Annotated in this window: 17 protein-coding genes; 10 read left to right on the forward strand and 7 right to left on the reverse strand. The window is 51.5% G+C overall.

Annotation, left to right across the window (positions count from 1 at the left end):
- Positions 1-292 precede the first annotated feature (292 nt).
- Positions 293-1,945, forward strand: a complete 1,653-nt coding sequence (locus N3Z11_RS01160) for a S41 family peptidase (RefSeq protein ID WP_260655306.1) — start codon at positions 293-295, stop codon at positions 1,943-1,945.
- An 86-nt stretch (positions 1,946-2,031) separates the two neighbouring features.
- On the opposite strand, the gene N3Z11_RS01165 is transcribed toward N3Z11_RS01160, so the two are convergent.
- Positions 2,032-2,553: a malate synthase gene (locus N3Z11_RS01165; protein ID WP_260655307.1), complete on the reverse strand. Its 522-nt coding sequence runs from the start codon at positions 2,551-2,553 to the stop codon at positions 2,032-2,034.
- 209 nt (positions 2,554-2,762) lie between these two features.
- Here N3Z11_RS01165 and N3Z11_RS01170 point away from each other — a divergent pair, with 209 nt between their 5' ends.
- The 5 genes from N3Z11_RS01170 to N3Z11_RS01190 all read left to right on the forward strand — a co-directional run bounded on the left by N3Z11_RS01170 (position 2,763) and on the right by N3Z11_RS01190 (position 13,239).
- On the forward strand, positions 2,763-4,268 hold the full coding sequence (locus tag N3Z11_RS01170) for a DUF3612 domain-containing protein (protein ID WP_260655308.1): 1,506 nt from the start codon (positions 2,763-2,765) through the stop codon (positions 4,266-4,268).
- A gap of 184 nt (positions 4,269-4,452) precedes the next feature.
- Positions 4,453-5,568, forward strand: coding sequence for an HDOD domain-containing protein (locus tag N3Z11_RS01175; protein ID WP_260655309.1), 1,116 nt, complete (start codon positions 4,453-4,455; stop codon positions 5,566-5,568).
- A gap of 244 nt (positions 5,569-5,812) precedes the next feature.
- Positions 5,813-7,054, forward strand: coding sequence for an efflux RND transporter periplasmic adaptor subunit (locus tag N3Z11_RS01180; RefSeq protein ID WP_260655310.1), 1,242 nt, complete (start codon positions 5,813-5,815; stop codon positions 7,052-7,054).
- Positions 7,055-7,057: 3 nt separating this feature from the next.
- Positions 7,058-10,141, forward strand: coding sequence for a multidrug efflux RND transporter permease subunit (locus tag N3Z11_RS01185; protein WP_260655311.1), 3,084 nt, complete (start codon positions 7,058-7,060; stop codon positions 10,139-10,141).
- Positions 10,138-13,239 (forward strand): efflux RND transporter permease subunit, encoded by a 3,102-nt coding sequence (locus N3Z11_RS01190; protein ID WP_260655312.1) that lies wholly within the window; start codon positions 10,138-10,140, stop codon positions 13,237-13,239. Before N3Z11_RS01185 ends, N3Z11_RS01190 begins: the two co-directional genes overlap by 4 nt.
- Before the next feature lie 99 nt (positions 13,240-13,338).
- Here N3Z11_RS01190 and N3Z11_RS01195 read toward each other — a convergent pair whose 3' ends face one another.
- Positions 13,339-13,884, reverse strand: a complete 546-nt coding sequence (locus N3Z11_RS01195; protein WP_260655313.1) for an anti-virulence regulator CigR family protein — start codon at positions 13,882-13,884, stop codon at positions 13,339-13,341.
- Positions 13,885-14,095: 211 nt separating this feature from the next.
- Here N3Z11_RS01195 and N3Z11_RS01200 point away from each other — a divergent pair, with 211 nt between their 5' ends.
- On the forward strand, positions 14,096-14,326 hold the full coding sequence (locus tag N3Z11_RS01200) for a hypothetical protein (protein ID WP_260655314.1): 231 nt from the start codon (positions 14,096-14,098) through the stop codon (positions 14,324-14,326).
- A 15-nt stretch (positions 14,327-14,341) separates the two neighbouring features.
- A complete protein-coding gene (locus N3Z11_RS01205) occupies positions 14,342-14,644 on the forward strand; it encodes a cell division protein ZapA (RefSeq protein WP_260655315.1) in 303 nt (100 codons plus the stop codon).
- 265 nt (positions 14,645-14,909) lie between these two features.
- On the opposite strand, the gene N3Z11_RS01210 is transcribed toward N3Z11_RS01205, so the two are convergent.
- A complete protein-coding gene (locus tag N3Z11_RS01210; protein WP_260655316.1) occupies positions 14,910-15,158 on the reverse strand; it encodes a DUF3297 family protein in 249 nt (82 codons plus the stop codon).
- Positions 15,159-15,977: 819 nt separating this feature from the next.
- Between N3Z11_RS01210 and N3Z11_RS01215 the strand changes: the two genes are divergently transcribed.
- A complete protein-coding gene (locus N3Z11_RS01215; protein ID WP_260655317.1) occupies positions 15,978-16,436 on the forward strand; it encodes a hypothetical protein in 459 nt (152 codons plus the stop codon).
- Between the two features lie 125 nt (positions 16,437-16,561).
- Positions 16,562-17,080: an alpha/beta hydrolase gene (locus N3Z11_RS01220; protein ID WP_260655318.1), complete on the forward strand. Its 519-nt coding sequence runs from the start codon at positions 16,562-16,564 to the stop codon at positions 17,078-17,080.
- Between the two features lie 327 nt (positions 17,081-17,407).
- Here the strand turns inward: N3Z11_RS01220 and N3Z11_RS01225 are convergent, their stop codons facing one another.
- From N3Z11_RS01225 to N3Z11_RS01240, 4 genes are read right to left on the reverse strand one after another with little or no spacing between them, the layout of a single operon-like run.
- Entirely contained in the window at positions 17,408-17,731 is a 324-nt protein-coding gene (locus N3Z11_RS01225) for a hypothetical protein (RefSeq protein WP_260655319.1), read from the reverse strand.
- A complete protein-coding gene (locus N3Z11_RS01230) occupies positions 17,728-18,345 on the reverse strand; it encodes an RNA polymerase sigma factor (RefSeq protein WP_260655320.1) in 618 nt (205 codons plus the stop codon). Before N3Z11_RS01230 ends, N3Z11_RS01225 begins: the two co-directional genes overlap by 4 nt.
- On the reverse strand, positions 18,287-18,664 hold the full coding sequence (locus tag N3Z11_RS01235; RefSeq protein WP_260655321.1) for a DUF6249 domain-containing protein: 378 nt from the start codon (positions 18,662-18,664) through the stop codon (positions 18,287-18,289). The genes N3Z11_RS01230 and N3Z11_RS01235 overlap by 59 nt, the downstream gene beginning before the upstream one ends.
- A gap of 28 nt (positions 18,665-18,692) precedes the next feature.
- On the reverse strand, positions 18,693-20,132 hold the full coding sequence (locus tag N3Z11_RS01240) for a serine hydrolase domain-containing protein (protein ID WP_260655322.1): 1,440 nt from the start codon (positions 20,130-20,132) through the stop codon (positions 18,693-18,695).
- Positions 20,133-20,855: the final 723 nt, after the last annotated feature.

The following is a 20,855-nucleotide window of genomic DNA, read 5'->3' on the forward strand; positions in this document are numbered from 1 at the left end:
AGCGCTGCAACTGAGTTTTTTGCAGATTGAAGCTGACAAAATGAAGTTACGCATTGCAAAATTGCCTGTGGCTGATGGATTAGATCTGAGCCTAAAGCTCCGGATCTGAACATATTCTTAACATCAACCCTTGTTGTGCAATTACAATGGCTTTAAGGTATTGCCAGCTGAACCAAAACAGCGCTGGCCCAGTATTATTTTTAAACAGGCAGCACAGTACAATTTGTCGTGCCGGGCCGCCGGAACGTGGATAAACAGTCGCAGCAGCGATGCTTTTCTGGAGTGACTTCTGATGGATCAAACCCAAAAACAACAACGCAGCAAGGTCAGGCTGATCTGTTCAGCCCTGACTATGCTGGTCCTCACGGCCTGCGGTGGCGGTGGTGACTCAGGTAACACCACAACACCAGGTGGTGGTACTGGCAATCCACCGGCAACAACGCCGGTGTGGCAAGCCGGTGTTTATGCGCCGGAAAGCCAGTATCAGGCGCAATGTGCGGCGCCACGTTCAGGCATAGATCCATACAGTCAGCAACCATACCCGGATAAAGCCGGCAGCGCTTTACATGAAAAGCTCTGGTTAAGGTCCTGGAGCAACCGCACCTATTTGTGGTATCGCGAACTGCCGGATCCGGATCCGGCCAGTTATAGCGTCGCGGATTATTTTAAGTTATTACGTACCACAGCCTTAACGGATTCAGGTGCCGCCAAAGACAACTACCATTTTTCCGAAGCAACGGCCAGTTATCTGCAGCGCACTCAGGGTGGGGTGGAAGCTGGTTATGGTATTACCTGGGCTATCGCAGCAGCTGCGCCGCCAAGACAAATTTATATTGCTTACACTGAACCAGGCTCTGCAGCCGCACAACAAGGGCTGAGCCGTGGTGCTTTGTTGCTGGAGGTGGATGGCATTGACGTAGTGAACGCCAATACTGAGAGTGCAGTTGCCCGCATCAACGACTTCTTGTATCCGGATAATGTTGGCCTGAGTCATCAGCTGACGTTCCAAAACAGCGATGGCAGCAGACGCAACCTGACGCTGGTGTCGGCCAATACCAACAAAACGCCGGTGCAGAATGTCAAAGTGCTGCAGACCCCGGCCGGCAAAGTAGGTTATCTGCAATTTAACAGTCATATTGCTTTGGCTCAGCCGCAGCTGATTGACGCTTTTACCCAGTTCCGTGATCAGGGCGTGCAGGAGCTGGTGCTTGATATGCGTTATAACGGCGGTGGTTTGCTGGCGCTGGCGTCACAGCTGGCTTATATGGTGGCCGGACCTAATGTAATTCAGGGCCGCATTTTTGAAAAAACCACTTTTAACGACAAGTATCCGAACACAGATCCGGTGACCGGGCGGGCATTACAGCCCATGCCGTTTTACAACAGAGGCATAGACTACCAGCAGGGTCAGTTTACTAACCAGACTTTGCCAAATCTTACGCTCAAAAGAGTGTTTGTACTGACGACGGGGCGCACTTGTTCTGCCAGCGAAGCTGTCATCAATGGTCTGCGCGGGGTAGATTTAGAAGTCATTCTGATTGGTAATAAAACCTGTGGTAAACCCTATGGTTTTTACCCAACAGACAATTGTGGTACCACTTATTCCACCATTCAGTTTAGTGGTGTGAATGCGAAAAACTTTGGTGAATTTGCCGATGGCTTCCGGCCAACGCCTGCGCCACAGTTTGGCGCTGATGTCAAAGGTTGTCCTTTGGCTGACGACTTTAGCAACCAGCTTGGCGATCCAAAAGAGAGATTATTGGGCGCTGCGCTGAACTATATGACGAGTTTAAGTTGCCCGCCGGCCAGTTTGTCAACGGCAACTGCAGAGACTACGCAGGCACAACAACAAAACGGCTTGCCGGTGCTGACCAAAGACCCAAGACATGAAGCAGTGATCCTGGAAAACAAACTGCGGCAACCCTTACTGCCAGAGCAGTTATAACAAAGTCGTTTTAACCACAAAAAACAAAAAGGCGCAGGATTTGCGCCTTTTTGCTGTTTACGATTGACTCAGTTAAGGCTGTCGCTTCATGCCAGATGGTAATCACCACCATCTTTGGCGCGGTAGCAGGCGCTGCTCTGGCAACTGTTGGTTTCTTGTTGCAGCTGACCGCGGATCATACTAAACCAGCGTTGTGGCTGACCTGCTGCCGATAATTCCAGTAATACATCCTCAATACCGGCGCTGTCGTGTGAGCCGTGTTCACCCTGTTTGCTGATCACCAGCTCAATATGGCGGCCGGCATTACATAATAAAATCGACTGAGGTTTTTCTTTACTGCCGCACAGCGCCACAAATTGGGTTGGATTGGCTAAACCACTGTTGCTGCCATCGGCAAAAAACGCCAATAAATGCTGGTAATACACCACGTAACTTTTCACATCCTGATGTGAGCCTTGCGCCAGTGGGAAGACTTTATCGAGAAAACCTTTGGAATAATTCAGCACTTGTTTCAGATGGCTGTCGTTTAATGCACTGATGGCATTCATTTGCTGACGGATGATCTGATCCAAAGGTTGTTCATGTGTGTTAGTCGCGGTCATATGCATTTTAAATTCCTCGCTCACTCTTTTTATCTGCGCTGACTTCCTTGTGCTGCATTGGCAGCTGGCGTCGTCGTTGCTTCCTGTCATTGGTTGAGCCCGGTAGGGTGGCGGGCGTTGTTTCGCAGTCAGTCATTGCTGTTGCTTAGAAACTAGTCTATGTTGTTTTTGTGCATAATTTGACAATTAAAACTTCACAGTGTGAATTTTACAAAATGACAACACCCAAAAGCCTGATCCGCAAATCACATTTTCTCGGCACTAAAATCAGAAACCTGAGAAAACGCAATAACTTAACTATGGAAGACTTGTCGACCCGCTGTATCCGCATCGACCCGGAATACGCACCTTCGGTGTCTTATTTGTCGATGATTGAACGCGGCAAAAGAGTGCCCAGTGTTGAAATGTTGACCGTCATTGCCGCTGTTTTTCAAAAAGAGCTGGACTGGTTTTTAGACGGTGAAGAGCAGCAGCTGGATATTACCCCGGCCAAAGGCAGCAGAGGCGGCATCAGCGGTATGGCGCTGGAGCCTGGCTTTTTGTTTTCCAACGATATTTTGCAAATTGCTATTCCGGAAATGTTGTCGCAAACCGGTATCAGCGGTAAACAGTTTGCCCAGCTTTTAATCCGCGCCCATCAGGAACATCACCAGAACCATTTCCCTGAGCTGGAAAGAGCCGCCGAAGAAGTGGGGCAAAAACGCATGCCGCTTAGTGTCGACGAGCTGCTGCAGATTGTGAAACAACTGGGGCTTAGCATCAGCTGGTTTGATGAAACCCCAAAAGAAGTGCTGGATGAGCTTGGTGTGTTTAGTAAAAACGTCTCCACTTCGTATTTTTTACCGCCCAAAACCCTGCATTTAAACCGCATTCTAAAAAACCATCCAACCCGGCTGAAGTACGAGCTGGCGGTGCACATTGGTCATGCCGTTTTGCACAACAAAGATGGGGTAAAAAGCGGCATGACAGTGGGCGGTGCTTATGAAACTGTGGAGGCGGATTCGGGTTTAGTGGCGCCGCAGGATATTCTGCATGCCTGGCGCGACTTTGAATCCAGTTTTTTTGCCGGCGCTTTGCTCTGTCCTAAATTGCCGTTTCGCCAGTTGCTGGACCGCAATGGGTATGAAATCAGCTCCCATCAGCTGGCCGGTGTGTCCGCTTCTGTCGCCATGCGCCGTATGACGGCAGTGTCGCCTTATAGCCACTGGCATTATTTTGATGCTTATACGCCGGGTAAACTGAAAGCTGTCTATCGGGGCAATGGTATTCCGCTGCCCTGGGGCAATATGCGAAAAGTGGAAGACCCATGCCAGCACTGGGCTGTGTTCCGTATGTTTGATGTGCAGGGCGAACAAAGTTCGGCGCAATTGTCGTTGCTGGATGTGCAGGGCCAACCACGGATCTATTGTTGTGAGTCGGTCAAGGTGCAGGATTTAGCCGGCAACGCCCATGTGCTTTGTGCCGGTATCGACTTAAATCCGGCCATTGCCGCCCAGGGCATGGATGCAGATGCGATGGCGCAGGAGCTGAAGTTTTTGTGTAACAGCCAGGGCGGCGCCGGCAAGATTCCGGCGGCGATGAAAAGCACCTTAAGCACTGTTGCCAATATTCTGAATATTAACTGGGTGGCACGCAGTTTAGAAAAACCTGCGCAGCTGATTTGCGCCCGCGGCAATCATTGCCCGCGCAGTCCGGCCTGTTATCAAAGTTGCGGTGGCTAAATTGATGAATTACATCAGCTTTCAGACAAGAAGCTGACAGATTGCGATAAAAGGCCAGCGCGCAGTTTTAAGCGGGCGGAACTTTGTGCAAAGAGCTGCAGCCAATGCAAAGGTTATGTAAATTGTTTTTTCTGGTACCGGCCCAGCTGGTACATTCTTTTCAGTTTGAAAAAAGGACAACAGCATGTTTCAGGTGGTTGCGGTAAGTCTGAATCCGGCATTATTAAGTTATCTGCGTAAATATTGTGAGCTGAATGACCCTCGCTGGCAGCTGAAAATTTTTCCGACTGTGGGCAGTTTTGCCACAGCCCCCCGCAATAACGACAGTATCGATTTGTTGTTTTTTGACGCTTTGGGTTTAACCAGTTCGCAGGAAGAAAAGCGGCTGGTGTGTTTTATGGCGCCGCTGGCGCTCAGAGTGGTGGTGACCAACCCTGAGCATGATGATGTGGTGTTGTCGCATCTGGACCACTTTCATAGTTTTATCGGCGCTTCGGTTGAATTTGATCATCTGACGCAGTTGTTCCGTAATGCTGAAAGAGTCAAACAGCTGCCACAAACGGCGCTCAGTAAAAGGTTGTTGTCGTCGTTTTTGCATTACCCGGTGTTTCCAAGGTTAAGCGAGCAGCTGCAGCGCCAGTTGCAGGATCCCAAAGTGGAAATCAGTCAGGTGGCACGTTTGCTGGAGCAAGACCCTGTGGTGGTGTCCAGGCTGATGCAGCTGGTGAATTCACCTTATATGGGTTTTGTCAGTGAAACCCTGTCGCTGGACATTGCCATCAGCCGGCTGGGGTTACAGGTGGTGAACGCGCTGGTGCTGATGTTATCGCTCAGAAGTCAGCTGCAGGGGCTGGATCAGGCGGAGCACAATAAGGTACTGGACAACGCCATGCAATTTGCCAATCAGTGCCGTGAACTGGCCAAAACCGCCAAATTGCGGCGCAGCCAGCAGGACCATGTGTTTATTGCTGCCATGTTCAGCTGTTTTGGCCAGTTATTGTTATTACAAAATGGGTTTGTGCTGGACGACCCGCAGTTACAAAACAGCGAGCCGGGTGAAGTGCGCGCCGATGTGGCGGTAACAGCCCATTTGTTGTGTTTATGGGGTTTTGACAACCGCATGTTGCAGCCGCTGTTAAACCAGCATCAGTTTGTCGCCAGTGACGCGCCTGATGCCGACGTCAGCAATTGTTTATATCTCGCCAGGTTAAGCAGGGGCGAATTGCAGGCTTTACCAGCGGCGGAAAAAGAGCTGATTGCCGCTTCGGTGTTTGCCGGTGCCTTAGGGCTTAAACCCTGATTATCGCTGCAAAATGGCAGCAAATCGCAGCAAGACTGGCCATTTTTCTGCAAGTGGGCACAATGAGCCGCAAAACGGATAGGCATTGTCGGGCCGCCATAACAGCCCTGGCCGGATAAAAAATTCAGCCAGGGCAAAATATCACCACAAGGTCGCAGCTGCTGCGGCTACAGGTTTTACACAATAAGAGTACAGGGGCATTAACAGCGCCTGTCACACAGCATTTTGCAGGGATCACAACAGCATGCCGAAATTTACCAAACCCACCTTTTTGATTGTTGCCGGTGTTTTATCCATTGCGGCCGGAGCCTGGTGGTATCAGCAGAGTCAGTCAGAGCCGCAGGCTGGTGTGGCGGGCAAAGCACAAAACGGCGCTGCAGCTAAAGCAGGTGGCGCTCAGGCCGGACAAAGACCACAAGCAGCCCGGCCTGGCGGAGGTGCAGGTGGTGTTAACCCCTGGAATGCACCAGTGCCGGTGCGGGTGATTGCCGCTCAAACCAGCGATTTAAAAGTACAAATTAAAGCCATAGGCACAGTGACGCCGCTGCAAACCGTGCTGGTACAAAGCCGGGTCAGTGGCCCGCTGCAGCAGGTGTTTTTTACCGAAGGTGAAAAAGTACAGGCTGGCCAATTATTGGCACAAATTGACCCGGCGCCTTATCAGGTGAAGCTGGCACAGGCGCAAGGCACCCAAGAACAAAATGTGGCGCAGTTGCAAAATGCCGAAGCCGACCTTGCGCTTTATCAAAAGTTAAAACAGCAAAATTCTATTTCAGCGCAGCAATATAACGCCCAGCAGGCGTTAGTAAACCAACTCAAAGGCACGCTGAAATCAAATCAGGCGCAAATTGACGCAGCTCAGCTGGAGCTCGGGTATACCCAAATTACAGCGCCGATCAGCGGCCGTTTAGGTTTACGCAAAGTGGACGCAGGCAACTTAGTGCAGGCCAATAGCGCCGAAGGCCTGGTCACTATCACCCAAAGCTCACCCATTGCAGTGCAATTTACTATTCCGGAAACCCAGCTGCAGGCCGTGCGTGCGGCAGTGCAGGCCGGCAAAGAGCTTACAGTCGAAGCCTGGGACAGAGCGGAACAACAAAAAATCAGTGATGGTCTGTTAACCACACTGGATAACCAGATTGATCTGGCCACCGGCACCTTAAAACTCAAAGCGCAGTTTGCCAATCAGAACGAAGAGTTATTCCCCAACCAGTTTGTCAACGTCAGGCTGAATGTGGCGGTGCAGCAAGGTGCTGTCACTATTCCGCAGGATGCGGTGCAATACGGCTCTCAAGGCACTTATGTTTATACAGTGGATGACAAAAACAAAGCGCAGTTAAAGATGTTGAAGCTGGGGGCTGTGGATAATGGTTTGATTGCGGTGGAAGAAGGTTTAAAGGCCGGCGATCTGGTGATTTTAGAAGGTCTGGACAGGTTAAGACCGGGCCGCGACGTTGAAGTAGTGCAAGCACCGGCGCAGGGTTAAAGCATGAATATGTCCAAACCCTTTATTCTGCGCCCTGTTGCCACGTCTTTGCTGATGCTGGCGCTGTTAATCGCCGGCATGCTGAGCTGGCGCTTATTGCCGGTGGCTGCTTTACCTCAGGTCGATTACCCGATTATTCAGGTATTTACCTTTCAGCCAGGCGCCAGCGCCGACATTGTGGCCCGTACCATTACTGCGCCTCTGGAGCGGCGGCTAGGCCAAATTCCCGGTTTAAAGCAAATGTCGTCGGCAAGTTCCAACGGTGCTTCTGTCATCACTTTGCAGTTTGCGCTGGTGGTGGATATGGGCGTGGCCGAGCAGGAAGTGCAGTCGGCGATGAATACCGCAGGCTCGTTATTGCCCAATGATTTGCCGGCGCCACCTGTATATCGCAAAGTAAACCCGGCCGATGCGCCTATTCTGACCTTAGCCGTCAGTTCCGATACCTTGCCTTTGCCGCAGGTATACGATTTAGTCGACACCCGCATGGCGCAAAAACTGGCGCAATTAACAGGGGTAGGCATGGTGAGTCTGGCTGGCGGGCAGCGCCCGGCCATTCGGGTCAAAGCCAATCCGGCGGCGCTGGCGTCGTTGGATTTAAGCCTGGAGCAGCTTCGCACTGCCATTACCGGCGCCAATACCAATCAGCCCAAAGGCAGTTTTGACGGTCCCTTCCGCTCGACCATGCTGGACGCCAACGACCAAATCCGCGACACCAAAGAATATGAAGAGCTGATAGTGGCCTGGCGCGCTGGCGCACCCATTCGCCTCAAAGATGTGGCTGCGGTAGCACAAGGCGCAGAAGACAGATTTTTAGCAGCCTGGGCCAATCAGCAAGCGGCAGTGCTGGTGAATATTCAGCGTCAGCCGGGCGCCAACGTTATTGAAGTGGCCGACCGAGTACAACAACTGCTGCCACAACTGACCGCCACTATGCCGGCCGCGGTAAAAGTAGAAGTGCTGACAGACCGCACCCAGAGCATCCGCGCTTCGGTGCATGACGTGCAAATGGAGCTGATTTTTGCTATCGGCCTGGTGGTTGCTGTGACCTTTGTGTTTTTACGTACTATTCCGGCCACTATTATTCCCAGTCTGGCGGTGCCACTGAGCCTGGTCGGCACCTTTGCTGTGATGTATCTGCTTGAATTTTCAGTCAATAACCTCACTTTAATGGCGCTGACCATAGCCACAGGTTTTGTGGTGGATGATGCTATTGTGATGCTGGAAAACGTAGCACGCCACCGAGAGCAAGGCGCCAGCCCACTCGATGCTGCGCTTAAAGGCGCCAAAGAAATTGGTTTTACGCTGATCTCTTTAACCTTTTCGTTAATTGCGGTGCTGATACCACTGCTGTTTATGGCCGATGTGGTAGGCCGGTTATTCTTTGAATTTGCCGTCACTTTGGCGGTGGCGATTTTAATTTCGCTTGTGGTGTCACTTACTTTAACGCCCATGCTGTGCGCTAAGTTACTGACTAAACTGCCAAAACATGATGATGAAACCGACTGGATGTCACGCGTTATCCGCCGTTATGGCCGCATGCTGCAGTGGGTGTTACAGCATCAAAGGCTGGCCATGCTGACCATGCTTGGCACTGTGGCCTTAACTGCGCTGCTTTATCTGGCTGTGCCCAAAGGCTTTTTCCCGGTGCAGGATAGCGGGGTGATTCAGGTGGTAACAGAAGCACCGCAGGATATTTCTTTTGCCGCTATGGCAGAGCGCCAGCAGCAGCTGGCCGCCACTTTGCTCGGGCATCCGGCGGTGGCCAGTTTAAGTTCTTTTATCGGCGTGGATGGCAGTAACAGCAGTATCAATAGCGGCCGTATTTTGCTGAACTTAAAAGCGCACGGCGAGCGCGAGCTAAGCGCCAGCGAAATTATCCGTGAGCTGGAGCAACAGGCCGGCACTGTCAGTGGCATTAAAGGCTGGTTTCAGCCGGTGCAGGAACTCAGTATCGAAGATAAAGTCAGCCGCACCCAATACCAGTTCAGCATCACCACGCCCGACAGCGAAGTGTTGGCGCAGTGGCTGCCGGATCTGATGGCAGCGCTGAACGCCAGGCCAGAGCTTTCTGAAGTGGCACACGACTTACAACAACAAGGGCTGCAGGCTTTTATCGATATAGACCGCACTGCGGCAGCGCGCCTGGGCATTAGTGTCAGTCAGGTTGGCGCTGCGCTGCAAAGTGCTTATAGCCAGCGTCAAATCAGCACTTTGTTTACTCAGGCCAACCAGTACCGCGTCATTCTGGAAGTGGATCCGGCGCAAGCCCAGGGCATAGCGGCGCTGGATAAACTTTATCTGACCACAGCTGCCGGCACAGCAGTGCCGCTTTCGGCTGTGGCTAAAGTCAGCCAGCGTCCGGCCAAACTTTTAATTAACCATCAGGGGCAGTTCCCGGCCGTCACTTTGTCTTTTAACCTGGCACCAGGTTATTCGCTGGGTGAAGCCGTTGCCGCAATTGAAGAAGTGCAACAACAGCTGCAACTGCCGGCCGAAATTGAGCTCAGTTTTCAGGGCGCAGCTGAAGCTTTTCGGGCCTCCTTGAGCAACACCTTATGGCTGGTGCTGGCGGCTGTGCTCACCATGTACATAGTGCTGGGCATTTTGTATGAAAGTTTAATTCACCCTGTGACCATTTTATCCACTTTACCTTCGGCCACTGTTGGCGCTTTATTGGCGTTGCTGTTGATGAACCAGCCGCTCGATTTAATAGCCGTCATCGGCATAGTGCTGCTGATTGGTCTGGTGAAGAAAAACGGCATTATGATGGTGGATTTTGCGCTCGAAGCGCAGCGCAATCAGGGTTTAACACCTCGCGAAGCCATTTATCAGGCGGCCTTATTGCGTTTCAGGCCTATTTTAATGACCACGCTGGCGGCGCTGTTTGGCGCAGTGCCTTTGCTGCTTGCCAGTGGCTCAGGCGCCGAGCTGCGTCAGCCTTTGGGTTTGGTGATGGTCGGTGGCTTGATTGTCAGTCAGGTGCTGACGTTATTTACCACGCCTGTGGTGTATTTATGGTTTGACCGTTATTTCAGCAGTCAAAGCAGCCAGGACAAAACGGCTGAAAAGGCGGTGGTGCTATGAATCTGGCGGCGCCTTTTATTCAAAGGCCGGTGGCCAGCGGTTTAATTGCCAGCGCCATTTTGCTGCTGGGGCTGTTGTGCTGGCGTTTATTGCCGGTGTCGCCGCTGCCGGCGGTGGATTTTCCGATGATAGTCGTCAGCGCCAGCTTACCGGGCGCCAGCCCTGAAAGCATGGCGGCCACAGTGGCCACACCGCTGGAGCGGGCGCTTGGCAGTATTGCCGGCATTCGCCGCATCAGTTCCAACAGCAATCAGGGCTCTGCTCAGGTGCGGCTGGAGTTTGAGCTGGACCGTAACGTCGACGAAGCCGCCCGTGATGTGCAGGCCGCCATTAACGCTGTGCGTGGTCAGTTACCGTCTGGTATGCCGGGCAATCCGTCGTATCGTAAATTTAACCCGTCACAAGCGCCGGTAATGGCTTTGGCGCTCAGCTCCGACAACCTGGCTTCCAGTGTGTTATACGACGCCGCCGCCACTGTGATTGCGCAGAAGTTACTGCAAATTCAAGGGGTTGGTGAAGTTGAAGTCACGGGCGCTTCTCTGCCTGCGGTGCGGGTGCAGCTGAATCCGGCCATGCTCAGCCATTTTGGTGTGGCGTTGGATGAAGTGCGCAGCGCCATTGCCAGCGCCAATGCCACAGTGCCTGTGGGTGTGGTGGAGCACAACGAACAACGTTGGCAGCTGGCTACTAACCAGACCATGCGCCGTGCCAGTGATTATCAGAAGCTGGTGGTGAAGTATGTCAATGGTGCGCCTATTTATCTGTCCGATGTGGCCACAGTGTCAGACTCCACCGAAAACCGTTACAGCGCGGGTTTTCACAATGAAAAAAGCGCCGTTATTTTACAAATCAGCAGACGCAGCGGCGCCAATATAGTCGCCACTATCGATGCCATTTCCGCTGCTTTACCTCAGTTGCAGGCCTTGGTGCCGGCCGACGCCGAGCTTGCAGTGGTGATGGACAGGTCGCCTGTGATCCGCGCCACTTTAGCTGAAGCGCAAATCAGTTTAATGCTGTCGGTGCTGTTGGTGGTGCTGGTGGTGTGGTTGTTTTTGGGCAAACTCCGCAGTGCGCTTATTCCAAGCCTGGCCATTCCAGTGTCGTTAATCGGCGCTTTTGTCGTGATGTATCTGTGTGATTTTTCGCTGAATAATTTATCGGTGATGGCGCTTATCGTTGCTGCTGGTTTAGTGGTGGACGACGCCATAGTGGTGTTGGAAAACATTAAACGTCATATCGAAACCGGCTTAAGCCCGCTGGAGGCGGCGAAAAAAGGCGCGGCCGAAGTGGGTTTTACTTTGGTGGCGATGAACTCGGCGCTGATTGTGGTGTTTTTATCCATTTTATTTATGGGCGGTTTAGTGGAGCGGTTGTTCCGCGAGTTTTCCATTACGCTGTGCGCCGCCATGCTGATTTCGTTGTTTATTTCGCTGACGTTAACCCCCAGTTTGTCGGCGCTGCTGTTGCAAAAACAGCCCGGCAAATCGGCTGCATCTTTAGCGCAGCAAGCCACAACCACAAGCGGTATACAAAAGTTTGGTCAGCGTTTTGCTCAGAAATATCAGGCCAGCCTGGCTTGGGTACTGCAGTTTAAAAAGTCGGTGCTGACGCTGATGTTGCTGGTGTTTGGCGCCAATATCTGGCTGTACAGCCAATTGCCGGGCGGTATGTTGCCGGATCAGGATACAGGCCAGCTCAGTGGTTTTGTGCGCGGTGACGATGGTTTTTCTTATCAGGTGATGCAGCCAAAAATTGAAGAATTCCGCCAGTTGCTGCTCAAAGACCCGGCCGTTGCTGATGTGACAGGCGCCAGCGGTGGTGCTATGGGCCTCAGTAATTCCTGGATGCGGGTGCGGTTAAAGCCGCTCAGTGAGCGCGGTGTTTCAGCGCAGCAGGTGGTCAACAGGGTGCGGATGAGCGCGCCTAAGGTGCCTGGCGCTATGTTGTTTTTAAGTGTGGAGCAGGATATCCGCTTAAGCTCACCCTGGAACAGCAGTGACTATGAGCTGTTGTTATTGTCAGGCGAGCTGAAACCACTGCGCGAATGGGGTAAAAAAGCCGCCGAAGCGATGAAAGAGCTGCCTGAATTAGTGGATGTAGACGCGCCGGGCGGCGAAGACGCGCAGCAGGTGGTGCTGAGCATTGACCGCGAAGCGGCGCAGCGCCTCGGGGTGGATATGCGCACTGTGGCCACTATGCTGAACAACTCGTTTTCGCAGCGTCAGGTGGCCACGCTGTACGATGAAATGAACCAATACAGAGTGGTGATGGAACTGGCGCCAGGTTATACCGCTCAGCCGGAAGTACTGAAACAGCTGATGTTAATTTCCAAAGACGGCAGCCGGGTGCCGCTCAGTGCCATTGCCAGTTACGACTATGGCCTGGTCAGCGACAGGGTGCGTCACGACGGCCAGTTTGCCTCTATGGGGATAGGTTATGGCCTGGCGCCCGATGTCACTGCAGAGCAGGCGGCAGCGGCGATAGACCGGATGCTGGCCAAACTGATGATCCCGTCTGTGGTACATACGGTCAATGGTGAAGATCAGCGTAATGCTATGTTTCAGAACGAAGATAATTTCTGGTTGATGGTGGGCGTGGTGCTGGCGGTGTATCTGGTGCTTGGCGTGCTGTATGAAAGTGTGGTGCAGCCGCTGACTATTATCTCCACTTTACCTTGTGCCGGCATTGGCGCTTTGCTGGCGCTGTATCTGACCGGCTCTGCCTTTAGTTTGATTGCTTTGCTTGGGCTGTTTTTACTCATTGGTATTGTGATGAAAAACGCCATTTTGCTGATTGATTTTGCCCTGGCGGCTGAGCGGCGGGGTTTAACCCCACAGCAAGCCATATTGCAGGCAGCCAGTCAGCGTCTGCGGCCAATTTTAATGACTAATTGCGCGGCCGTGCTGGGCGCTGTGCCTTTGCTGCTTGGCATGGGTGAAGGCTCTGAGCTGCGCCAGCCGCTTGGTATTACCATAGTGGGTGGTTTGCTGGTGAGTCAGTTGCTGACCTTATACAGCACGCCAGTGGTGTATTTGTTATTAAGCCGCTTTCGGCGCAACACAGCCAGTGTGGCAGACACTCTGGCTGCCGGGCGCTAACACAACAACATCATCAGCCTGGTTACCCAGCCAATAAAAAAACCACCTTAAGGTGGTTTTTTTATATCAGGCGTTTAACAGCAAACTGCAAGCTGCCGATTAACGGAATACGTCGGTCAGAATATCGGCCACCACCATAGTGGCAATAGACACCAGCACTAAGTCGGTGCCACAGACCTGCCACTGATAACCTTCATGTTGTGGCAGTTGGCTCAGCATTTGTGAATGGCCGAGTTTTTTTGCAATACCAGGTGGCAGTGGTTTGCCCCGCGCCAGATTTTTGCGGATGCCTGGTGGCAGTTGCTGATAACCGGTTTGCTGGTAGCTCACCGCCAGTTCGCGCGCCTGACCAAAACTGATACCGGCCGTAACATTGACACCACCAATCTGGCTGTTAATAGCCACAGTGCCACCACCCAGGGCTGCGCCCGCCACAGCAGCGCCTGTCAGCACTGCGGTGTCGCTACTGTAGCCGGCCTGGGCAGATTTCTGACCTTTTTGCCCGGCTTTTTGCGCTTTCTGCGCTTTTTGTTCGGCGGCCTGGCCTTTATTGCCTTTGCCTGGTTTGGGGTCGGCCTGCACAGCGCTGGCACTTAGCGCAACTGCGGCGGCCACTAACAGGTGCAACAGGGTGTGTTTTTGCATGGGTAACTCCTTGCGCGCAAAGGCGGCTGCTGTTTTAAGTTGTCGGGCTTTTGGTTTTAGCCCTTACCATCATGGCAATCATCGCCTGAGTGTAGCGCTCTGGGCGCCACAAACCAAGGCTTAAAAATCACGGAAAATTTGCCGGAAAAGCCTTACAAATCTGAGCATGGCTGTTATGCTGCGCGCCATTTTTTCAGGCGGGTTTATTTGTATGTTTAATAGTCAATTCAGTCAGTTAGAGCAGTCTATTCAGCGTTTAGTGCTGGACAATCAACAATTACAGCAAGCGCTGCTGCAAAAAGAAGCGGCTTTAAAAGCGCAGCAAGACGAACTGGAGTTATTACAACTGAGCATGATGGAGTCGGAAGAGCAGGCGCAGCATGCAGCACAGCGGTTGGACGCGCTGCTGGCGTTATTTCCAAAAGCTGCAGCGCAGCCATAACGCGGGGCTGCAGCCATGATTCACGCCGAATATACCGAACTGACGCTGGAGATAGCAGGGCGCGACTACAAACTAAAAACCCTGGCGCAGCAGCAAGAAGGTTTGCAGGAAGCTGCCTCTTTGTTAAATCAGAAAATTTTTGAGCTGAAAAACCGCGGCCGGCATTTAAGCAACGAGCAGGCCGCTATTCTGGCGGCTTTGCATTTAAGTTACGACCTGCTGACCGAACGCGAGCTGCTGGCGCAAGACCGGCAACGCATTGAAGAGCGGCTGACACAGCTGCAACAGGCTATTGCAGGGGCTTTGCCGCAGGGGTAAAGCTCACTGAACTGGTAATCGGGCGCCGCAGCTTTGCAGGCTAGTGTTGCGGTCAGATATTGCCTGAGGCGCTGTGGCATTCATACCGGCGTTGCATAGGCAGCCAAAGCCTGTTACGCCGTTCGCCCGCGAATCGCTCCCCGATTCGCTGTTGAATGCTCACTCTGCAACAAACCCAGGCTGCTGACGAATCTATAGATGCGGCTTTTCAGGCAACAAAAAAGCCAGCATCAGCTGGCTTTTGCTGTCACACAGAATGATTGGCTTATTTATAAAAAGCTTCAACCTTGCCTTTGACTGTCATTAACAGTGGCTGGCCGCGGCGGTCCAGCGCTTTTGGTGCCGGGAATTTTACCCAGCCTTCGCTGATGCAATATTCTTCTACGTCAAAACGTTCTTTGCCGTTAAACAGAATGCCAATTTCATGTTCAAAAATTTCTGCCACATAAAACGGGCTGCGTGGGTGAACACTCAAACGGTCTGGTAAAGCTGGGCGTGTGCTGGTATCGGTCATGATAAAAATCTTTGCTGAATAAAAAGTGCGCCATTGTAGGCAAAGCACGCTTTAGGCTCAAGAGTGGCGGGTGGAAATATGAATAGCCGTGCCAGGCGTTTGACTAATGAGTTGCTTTCATGAGGGTTGAATTTATGCCATAAGCGGACGAGATACACGCGCATTTTCTTCACTTAGTCCAGACAACGACAGCAGATCATAACAGGCTAAATCATCAGTGATTGGCGATGAGTTTTTTCAGAACAACTTGCGTACCGGATATATAAGTTTTGTTGGGTTAGTTTTTATCGGATTTAGAAAAATAAGTTGAAAAATAGTAACTGAGTATTTAGCTTGGTATAAGTAAAAATCATCAAAGAAGGCGGAGAAATGTTCGACTTGCGAGCAGAGTACCTTCTATGAATTTGTTAGGTATTTGATGGATATCGAAAAACAACCAATCCATGTATTTATTCGAGAGGTAGTCTTAAAAACTCCTCAAGGCTGGGTTCTTGCAGCGAGCTTTATTATTAATTGGCTGATAGTTCTATTGGTTTCAGTAACATCGTCATCCATTTTTGTACCTGAAAGCGGAGTTACTTCAATATATTTATTGCTTTTACCTTGGCCATTTGTTGTCTTAATGATCTTCGTCAAAGCATCGTCGCCTCATTACAATTCAAGTATATGGGCTACGTTTTTGACACTATGGATAGCTGGCGCCCCGTATTGGTGGGTTTATGTCTAACAATACACGCATTTGCGGCATTCGGCCGCAGCGAAGCTCACAAGTTCGCGCGCGTGCGCTAATAGTTAGGGCTAAATAAAGGAGCTAGTTCAATGACCAAAACTTGGATTTTTGTTTTAACGATGCTTTTTGCAAATTGCACATTTGTAAATGCTCAACATGAATATGACTCTGATACAGCGGAGAACATAAAATCTATTTATTGGCTAACGAAAACCGAAGATGGCGCTATTGTGTACGCTCGATTGGAAGGTTTTTACTCGATCAGGGATTTAATCGATCAGACAATATTGACAGGCCATATCTCTCAGGATGCAGTAGTAAACTCAGATAGCGCAGATAAACTTCTTCTGATGATGCCAGAGCAGGAAAGTATTCTGGAAATCCTCATAACTGATAATCACCTAATTTTTAACGGTTTAAATTATCAGTTGGATAGTAATTTGATAAATAAACTAAAAGCTATGAATGACTATCGGATTGATAAAGGTGATTTAATCTCACCAAGCATGTTATCAATTGCCAAGGAAAGGTTTGGCAGTCACCTCTAAATGGCCCTGACGAACAAATATTATCGCCAAAAAACAGCGCTGGCTGCTACTTCAACCCGCTGCGCGGCTTTTCGCGCTAAATTTGGGCGTTATATTTTATTTACTTAACAATCATAGAGTCTGCCATGCGTATCTTAATTACCTGGGTTTTTCTGTTTTTTACAGCTGTTCCGGTGCTGGCGGCCGATCCTGGTGAACTGGTTGTTATTGCAAAATCCTATAAACTTCACTCAAAAATTCTTAAAGATACTCGTCGTTATAACGTTATGTTGCCGGCAGGGTATGAGGAAGGGAAAGCTGATTATCCGCTTTTGATTTTGCTTGATGGTGGCGCCAATGAAGACTTCCATCATTTATCAGACATAGTGCAAGTGTCTGTCGGTAATGGCTCAATGCGTCCTTTTATTGTTGTGGGTATCGAAAAAACACAACGCCGCCGTGATTTTACGCCGGCAACGGATGACCCACGAGATAAGGAAGTTGCCCCCATCGTTGGCGGTGCTAACGAGTTTCGTCGTTTTCTTGCAGAAGAACTGCTGCCGAATGCAAAACGTCACCCCAACTTACCTGCACGATCACTGGCTGCTTATCACCCGTTGCACTTTCATGTAACCACCAGTTTCAGCAATCATCCAGTTAATTGACCGTCAGATATGAGCGCAGGCTGTGTGAAAACTATCTCGAATTCGCGTAATTGGACAATTTCAACTGAAAAAGGCTCATAGATTAAATTCTGCAGGACGTTGGAGCTAAAACCACCTGATACTTCACGTAGCATCGCGTTAAAAATTTACTCTGAGAGTTTTCACATAGCCTGAGCGAGTTGCAGCTGTTCAGATCAAGCGCTCTTAGTAACGTCCGCTTTCAGTGAAAACCTGCGATTAGAGCGCCCCAGACCCTACGACAGCAACTGGCACAAGGAAGCTGATGGCCATTCAATGCCCTGGTCTGAATAAAACAAACACGACAGACTACTTCGTTAGCACTCCGGTGCTGGTGAAGCAAGCGGTAATGACGACCAGAACCAACACCAGTGCACTTGCCATGCTGAACTGTCCTCCCGACCAGTCTCGGGCGACATGACTAAACATGGGATTATCCTGTAATTGCCAGGCCGCTAATCCAACACCTGAGACCAGGCCCAACCACACTGCGCGGTTAGAGCGCCGGCGTGGAGCTGGTAAGCGCGACATGACGGTATCGACAAAACCGTCATCCGGGACTGCATCTGCTGCACTGTCGCGAAGCAGCTGGTTCAACAGGTCATCGATTTGCTCTTCCTTGCTTAAACTCATGTGGTCACTCCTGTATTCTCGTTGCTTTGGTAGTCTTTCAGCCATTGACGCAAACGTGCACTGCCGCGTGTCGCGTGCGTTTTTACCGTGCCAAGGGGCAACCCGGTGATGTCGGCCGTTTCCTCATGACTCAGTCCCATCTGCGTGTGATACAGCATCACCAGCCGTTCGCCTTCAGGCAGTGCCTGCAGTGCCTTTTGCAAATCATGTTGCAAACCTGCGCGCTGTCGAGGTCCTGTGGCCTGGTCAAGCAGAGTTTCTTCCTGCATTTCATCAATGGGTTGCTGCCGATACGCCTGCAGGAAGCAATTGTGTGCGATGCGATACAACCAGGTTGAAAATCGCGCTTCGCTGCGAAATTGCGACAATTTCCGCCACGCCTGCAGGAAGGTGTCTTGCGCTAAATCATCTGCCCAGGCGTTATCATTCCGGCACAGGCGACGTAATTGCGCCCGCACGTTGCTTTGATGCCTGCGAACCAGCTGATTAAACGCCTGCCGGTCTTCATTCAGCAGGACACGCTTCACCAGCGCCAAATCAAGGCGCGATTCGACATCAGGAACCACGCATGTCGCCTGCGCGCTGATCGAGCCACCAATTACCGAGATAGCCAAGGCCCAACATGACGGGCAATAGCCCCAGGCCCCAAAGGTCCGCAAGACGCTGGCCCTCGTCACTTTGCACCGGCAACACCAGTAGGGTCAACATCAGACCGACGCCGCCGCACAATAAGACCAGACCACGTCGCCGATCAGCATGGGGTTGATGCTGCTCGGCCAAAACCGTCAAGGGCAAGTCCACGCCTTTGTCGGCCAGTTGCAGCAAGGTGCGATAACGCGCCTCGGTTTGCTGGCGAACAAAGCGCAGGGCCAGTGCTACCAGGGCAACAGGCGTTGCCAGTACTAAAAGCGGTATCATCATTTCGATGGTCATTTGCAAACACCTACTGTTTTATGAGGGTCTATTGGGATTTGGTGGCAACAGGCGTTACCAGTGGCATCCGGTTACCATAGTATTCAACCAGCGATTCTGCCGCGGGTGGGCCCATGTTGGAAAGGGCAATCACCACATCACCAGTCGCCGGATAAATTCGTAAAGCGCCGTTCATGCCCTCTGCACCACCAACATGTCCGAAGTGACGTGCTGTGCCTTCACCGCCCAACTGGAAACCGTAGCCGTACAAGCCGCTGGGCGTCTGACTGCGGGTCGCGGCTGCCAGTGTTTGTGCTGATATCAACTTGCCGCTTAATAATGCCTGTACAAAGAGTTGCAGATCGCCGGTAGTTGAATAGCCCCCGCCTGCGGCAGTGCCGCGCCACGGCAAGGTGTCCCGATTATTCACCAGACCTTTTTCTGAATGCATATAACCGACCGATAGCTGTGTGCGTACCTGTTCTTCCGGTTCAGCGCCAGTGGCGCGCATCCCGGCAGGTTTGAAGATATGGTCGTGGACATACCTGTGGTAAGACTGGCCGCTAACCCGTTCAATCACGCGTCCCAACAGGACATAACCGTAGTTGGAATATGCCTCGCGGCTACCGGGGGTAAACTCTGACGCGCGCTGGCCAAACAACCGGATATAATCGGCGTGCTCACGGGTATTTAGTCTTTGTTGCTGATATTCATCAGTAAAAATGTCGCCTGTGCCACCGGTATGGGTCAGCAAGTGCCGCAGAGTTGTGTGTTTGGCGAGCGTGGTATTTGGATAATCGGATAAATAAGTGATCAGTGGTGCATCCAGCTGTAACTGGCCGCGTTCAACCAGTTGCAGCACAGCAATCGCCGTAAACATTTTATACATAGAGCCGAGGCGGAATTGTGTGTTAGCAGTGTGCTTTTGCGCGGTGTCGCGACGCGCGTCACCAAAATGTTGTTGCAGCCGAATGTCGCCGCCACGAGCGACCAAAAGATTGCCGGCGAATTGATCCTCTGCCAGCAGTTTCTGCGCTTTGCGTTGCAGCCGCTGCTGTGCATCGTGCTCGGACAACCGTGTGGGCATCAAATCCGCGGGCACAATTGCCATCGGTTTTAGGCTAACCGATTTGACCCGCTTTGAGTCGTTGCCATCCAATTGCAGCGTCATGCTGCCGACCCGGTCGCCATCATGTTCGCGAATAATCACCGTGACCTGGCCGGCATCATCCTGCGTCACACGCAACGCCTCAAATCCGCCCGTCATCTGCCGGAAAGCCAGTTCACGCTCCAGTTGCATATCCGGTTCATGTGCTGTTTTAAACGCCTGCAGCTTGGCCGCATCGCCGGTGTTAAAAGCCTGCAGCCGCTGTTTGGCGAGTTGCGCTGCCGGCGTCTCTGGCCAACTGATTTCAGCCAAAGTCGTTGCAGAGGCGAATGCCGCACAAAACAAAGCCAGCAGGGAAATCTTCTTATTGAATAAAAGCATGTGATGTCTCCGTCCAGTCCAATACTGGTTGCAAAGACTCTGATGCAAAGGGATGCGGTTTTAGATTCAATGCCCGGAAAATTTTTTCCAGGGCTCCGGCGGCCTCAGTGAGTTGGCTGCAATCTTCTATCGACTTTCGGTTGAACCAGCATTAGCCGAAGTTGATGAGCAGCCCCTGACTGACAACATCATGGTCAGCAGAAAACCCGAAAGGGCACACTTTTGATCGCTCACTCTTGGGATGCCGGTGTTGGCTTTGATAGGGTTTGGTGATAGTGGCTTTGACCAATGTAGGGGGATGGCCTACCCCTACGCACCGTCAAACGTCGGCAACTGGCACAAAACTGCGATCCGACGAAGTCGTTACTTTCCGTGGAGCTGGTGGTGCGATTAATTTGCAACAGGTGGTAAGGAGCGGTTGCAATAAGGTGGTCAATAAAATGCAATTAATCAGTGCAACTTCAGGTCGACAATATGCGAAAAGTAACAGGCAAAAAACGGAACTGCATTTTTGAATATTAGGTCTGGATTTGTACTGCCCCTAGGCAGAAAAACGCTGATAAATTTCAGCCTGGTTGGCTTTTTCAGCTCACTGTTGGTATAGTTTTCCGGTTTCGGTCACACCAAGAAGGAGAGTTTGATGATTGCAGTAATGACCCACCCGGCGAAGGCTGCGGCGTAAGTTAAACTTTTCCCTTTTTAATTTAACCTGCCTTTGCCCGG

This window comes from Rheinheimera sp. 4Y26 (genome assembly GCF_025245835.1).
In the GTDB taxonomy this organism is placed as follows: domain Bacteria; phylum Pseudomonadota; class Gammaproteobacteria; order Enterobacterales; family Alteromonadaceae; genus Pararheinheimera.

Excerpts from the sequence above, each read along its gene's own strand:
- N3Z11_RS01185 (WP_260655311.1), top strand. The coding sequence starts at position 7,058 with ATGAATATGTCCAAACCCTTTATTCTGCGCCCTGTTGCCACGTCTTTG.
- N3Z11_RS01160 (WP_260655306.1), top strand. The coding sequence starts at position 293 with ATGGATCAAACCCAAAAACAACAACGCAGCAAGGTCAGGCTGATCTGT.
- N3Z11_RS01195 (WP_260655313.1), bottom strand. The coding sequence starts at position 13,884 with ATGCAAAAACACACCCTGTTGCACCTGTTAGTGGCCGCCGCAGTTGCG.
- N3Z11_RS01235 (WP_260655321.1), bottom strand. The coding sequence starts at position 18,664 with ATGACCATCGAAATGATGATACCGCTTTTAGTACTGGCAACGCCTGTT.
- N3Z11_RS01175 (WP_260655309.1), top strand. The coding sequence starts at position 4,453 with ATGTTTCAGGTGGTTGCGGTAAGTCTGAATCCGGCATTATTAAGTTAT.
- N3Z11_RS01205 (WP_260655315.1), top strand. The coding sequence starts at position 14,342 with ATGATTCACGCCGAATATACCGAACTGACGCTGGAGATAGCAGGGCGC.
- N3Z11_RS01180 (WP_260655310.1), top strand. The coding sequence starts at position 5,813 with ATGCCGAAATTTACCAAACCCACCTTTTTGATTGTTGCCGGTGTTTTA.
- N3Z11_RS01200 (WP_260655314.1), top strand. The coding sequence starts at position 14,096 with ATGTTTAATAGTCAATTCAGTCAGTTAGAGCAGTCTATTCAGCGTTTA.
- N3Z11_RS01165 (WP_260655307.1), bottom strand. The coding sequence starts at position 2,553 with ATGCATATGACCGCGACTAACACACATGAACAACCTTTGGATCAGATC.
- N3Z11_RS01225 (WP_260655319.1), bottom strand. The coding sequence starts at position 17,731 with ATGAGTTTAAGCAAGGAAGAGCAAATCGATGACCTGTTGAACCAGCTG.
- N3Z11_RS01170 (WP_260655308.1), top strand. The coding sequence starts at position 2,763 with ATGACAACACCCAAAAGCCTGATCCGCAAATCACATTTTCTCGGCACT.
- N3Z11_RS01240 (WP_260655322.1), bottom strand. The coding sequence starts at position 20,132 with ATGCTTTTATTCAATAAGAAGATTTCCCTGCTGGCTTTGTTTTGTGCG.
- N3Z11_RS01190 (WP_260655312.1), top strand. The coding sequence starts at position 10,138 with ATGAATCTGGCGGCGCCTTTTATTCAAAGGCCGGTGGCCAGCGGTTTA.
- N3Z11_RS01210 (WP_260655316.1), bottom strand. The coding sequence starts at position 15,158 with ATGACCGATACCAGCACACGCCCAGCTTTACCAGACCGTTTGAGTGTT.
- N3Z11_RS01215 (WP_260655317.1), top strand. The coding sequence starts at position 15,978 with ATGACCAAAACTTGGATTTTTGTTTTAACGATGCTTTTTGCAAATTGC.
- N3Z11_RS01220 (WP_260655318.1), top strand. The coding sequence starts at position 16,562 with ATGCGTATCTTAATTACCTGGGTTTTTCTGTTTTTTACAGCTGTTCCG.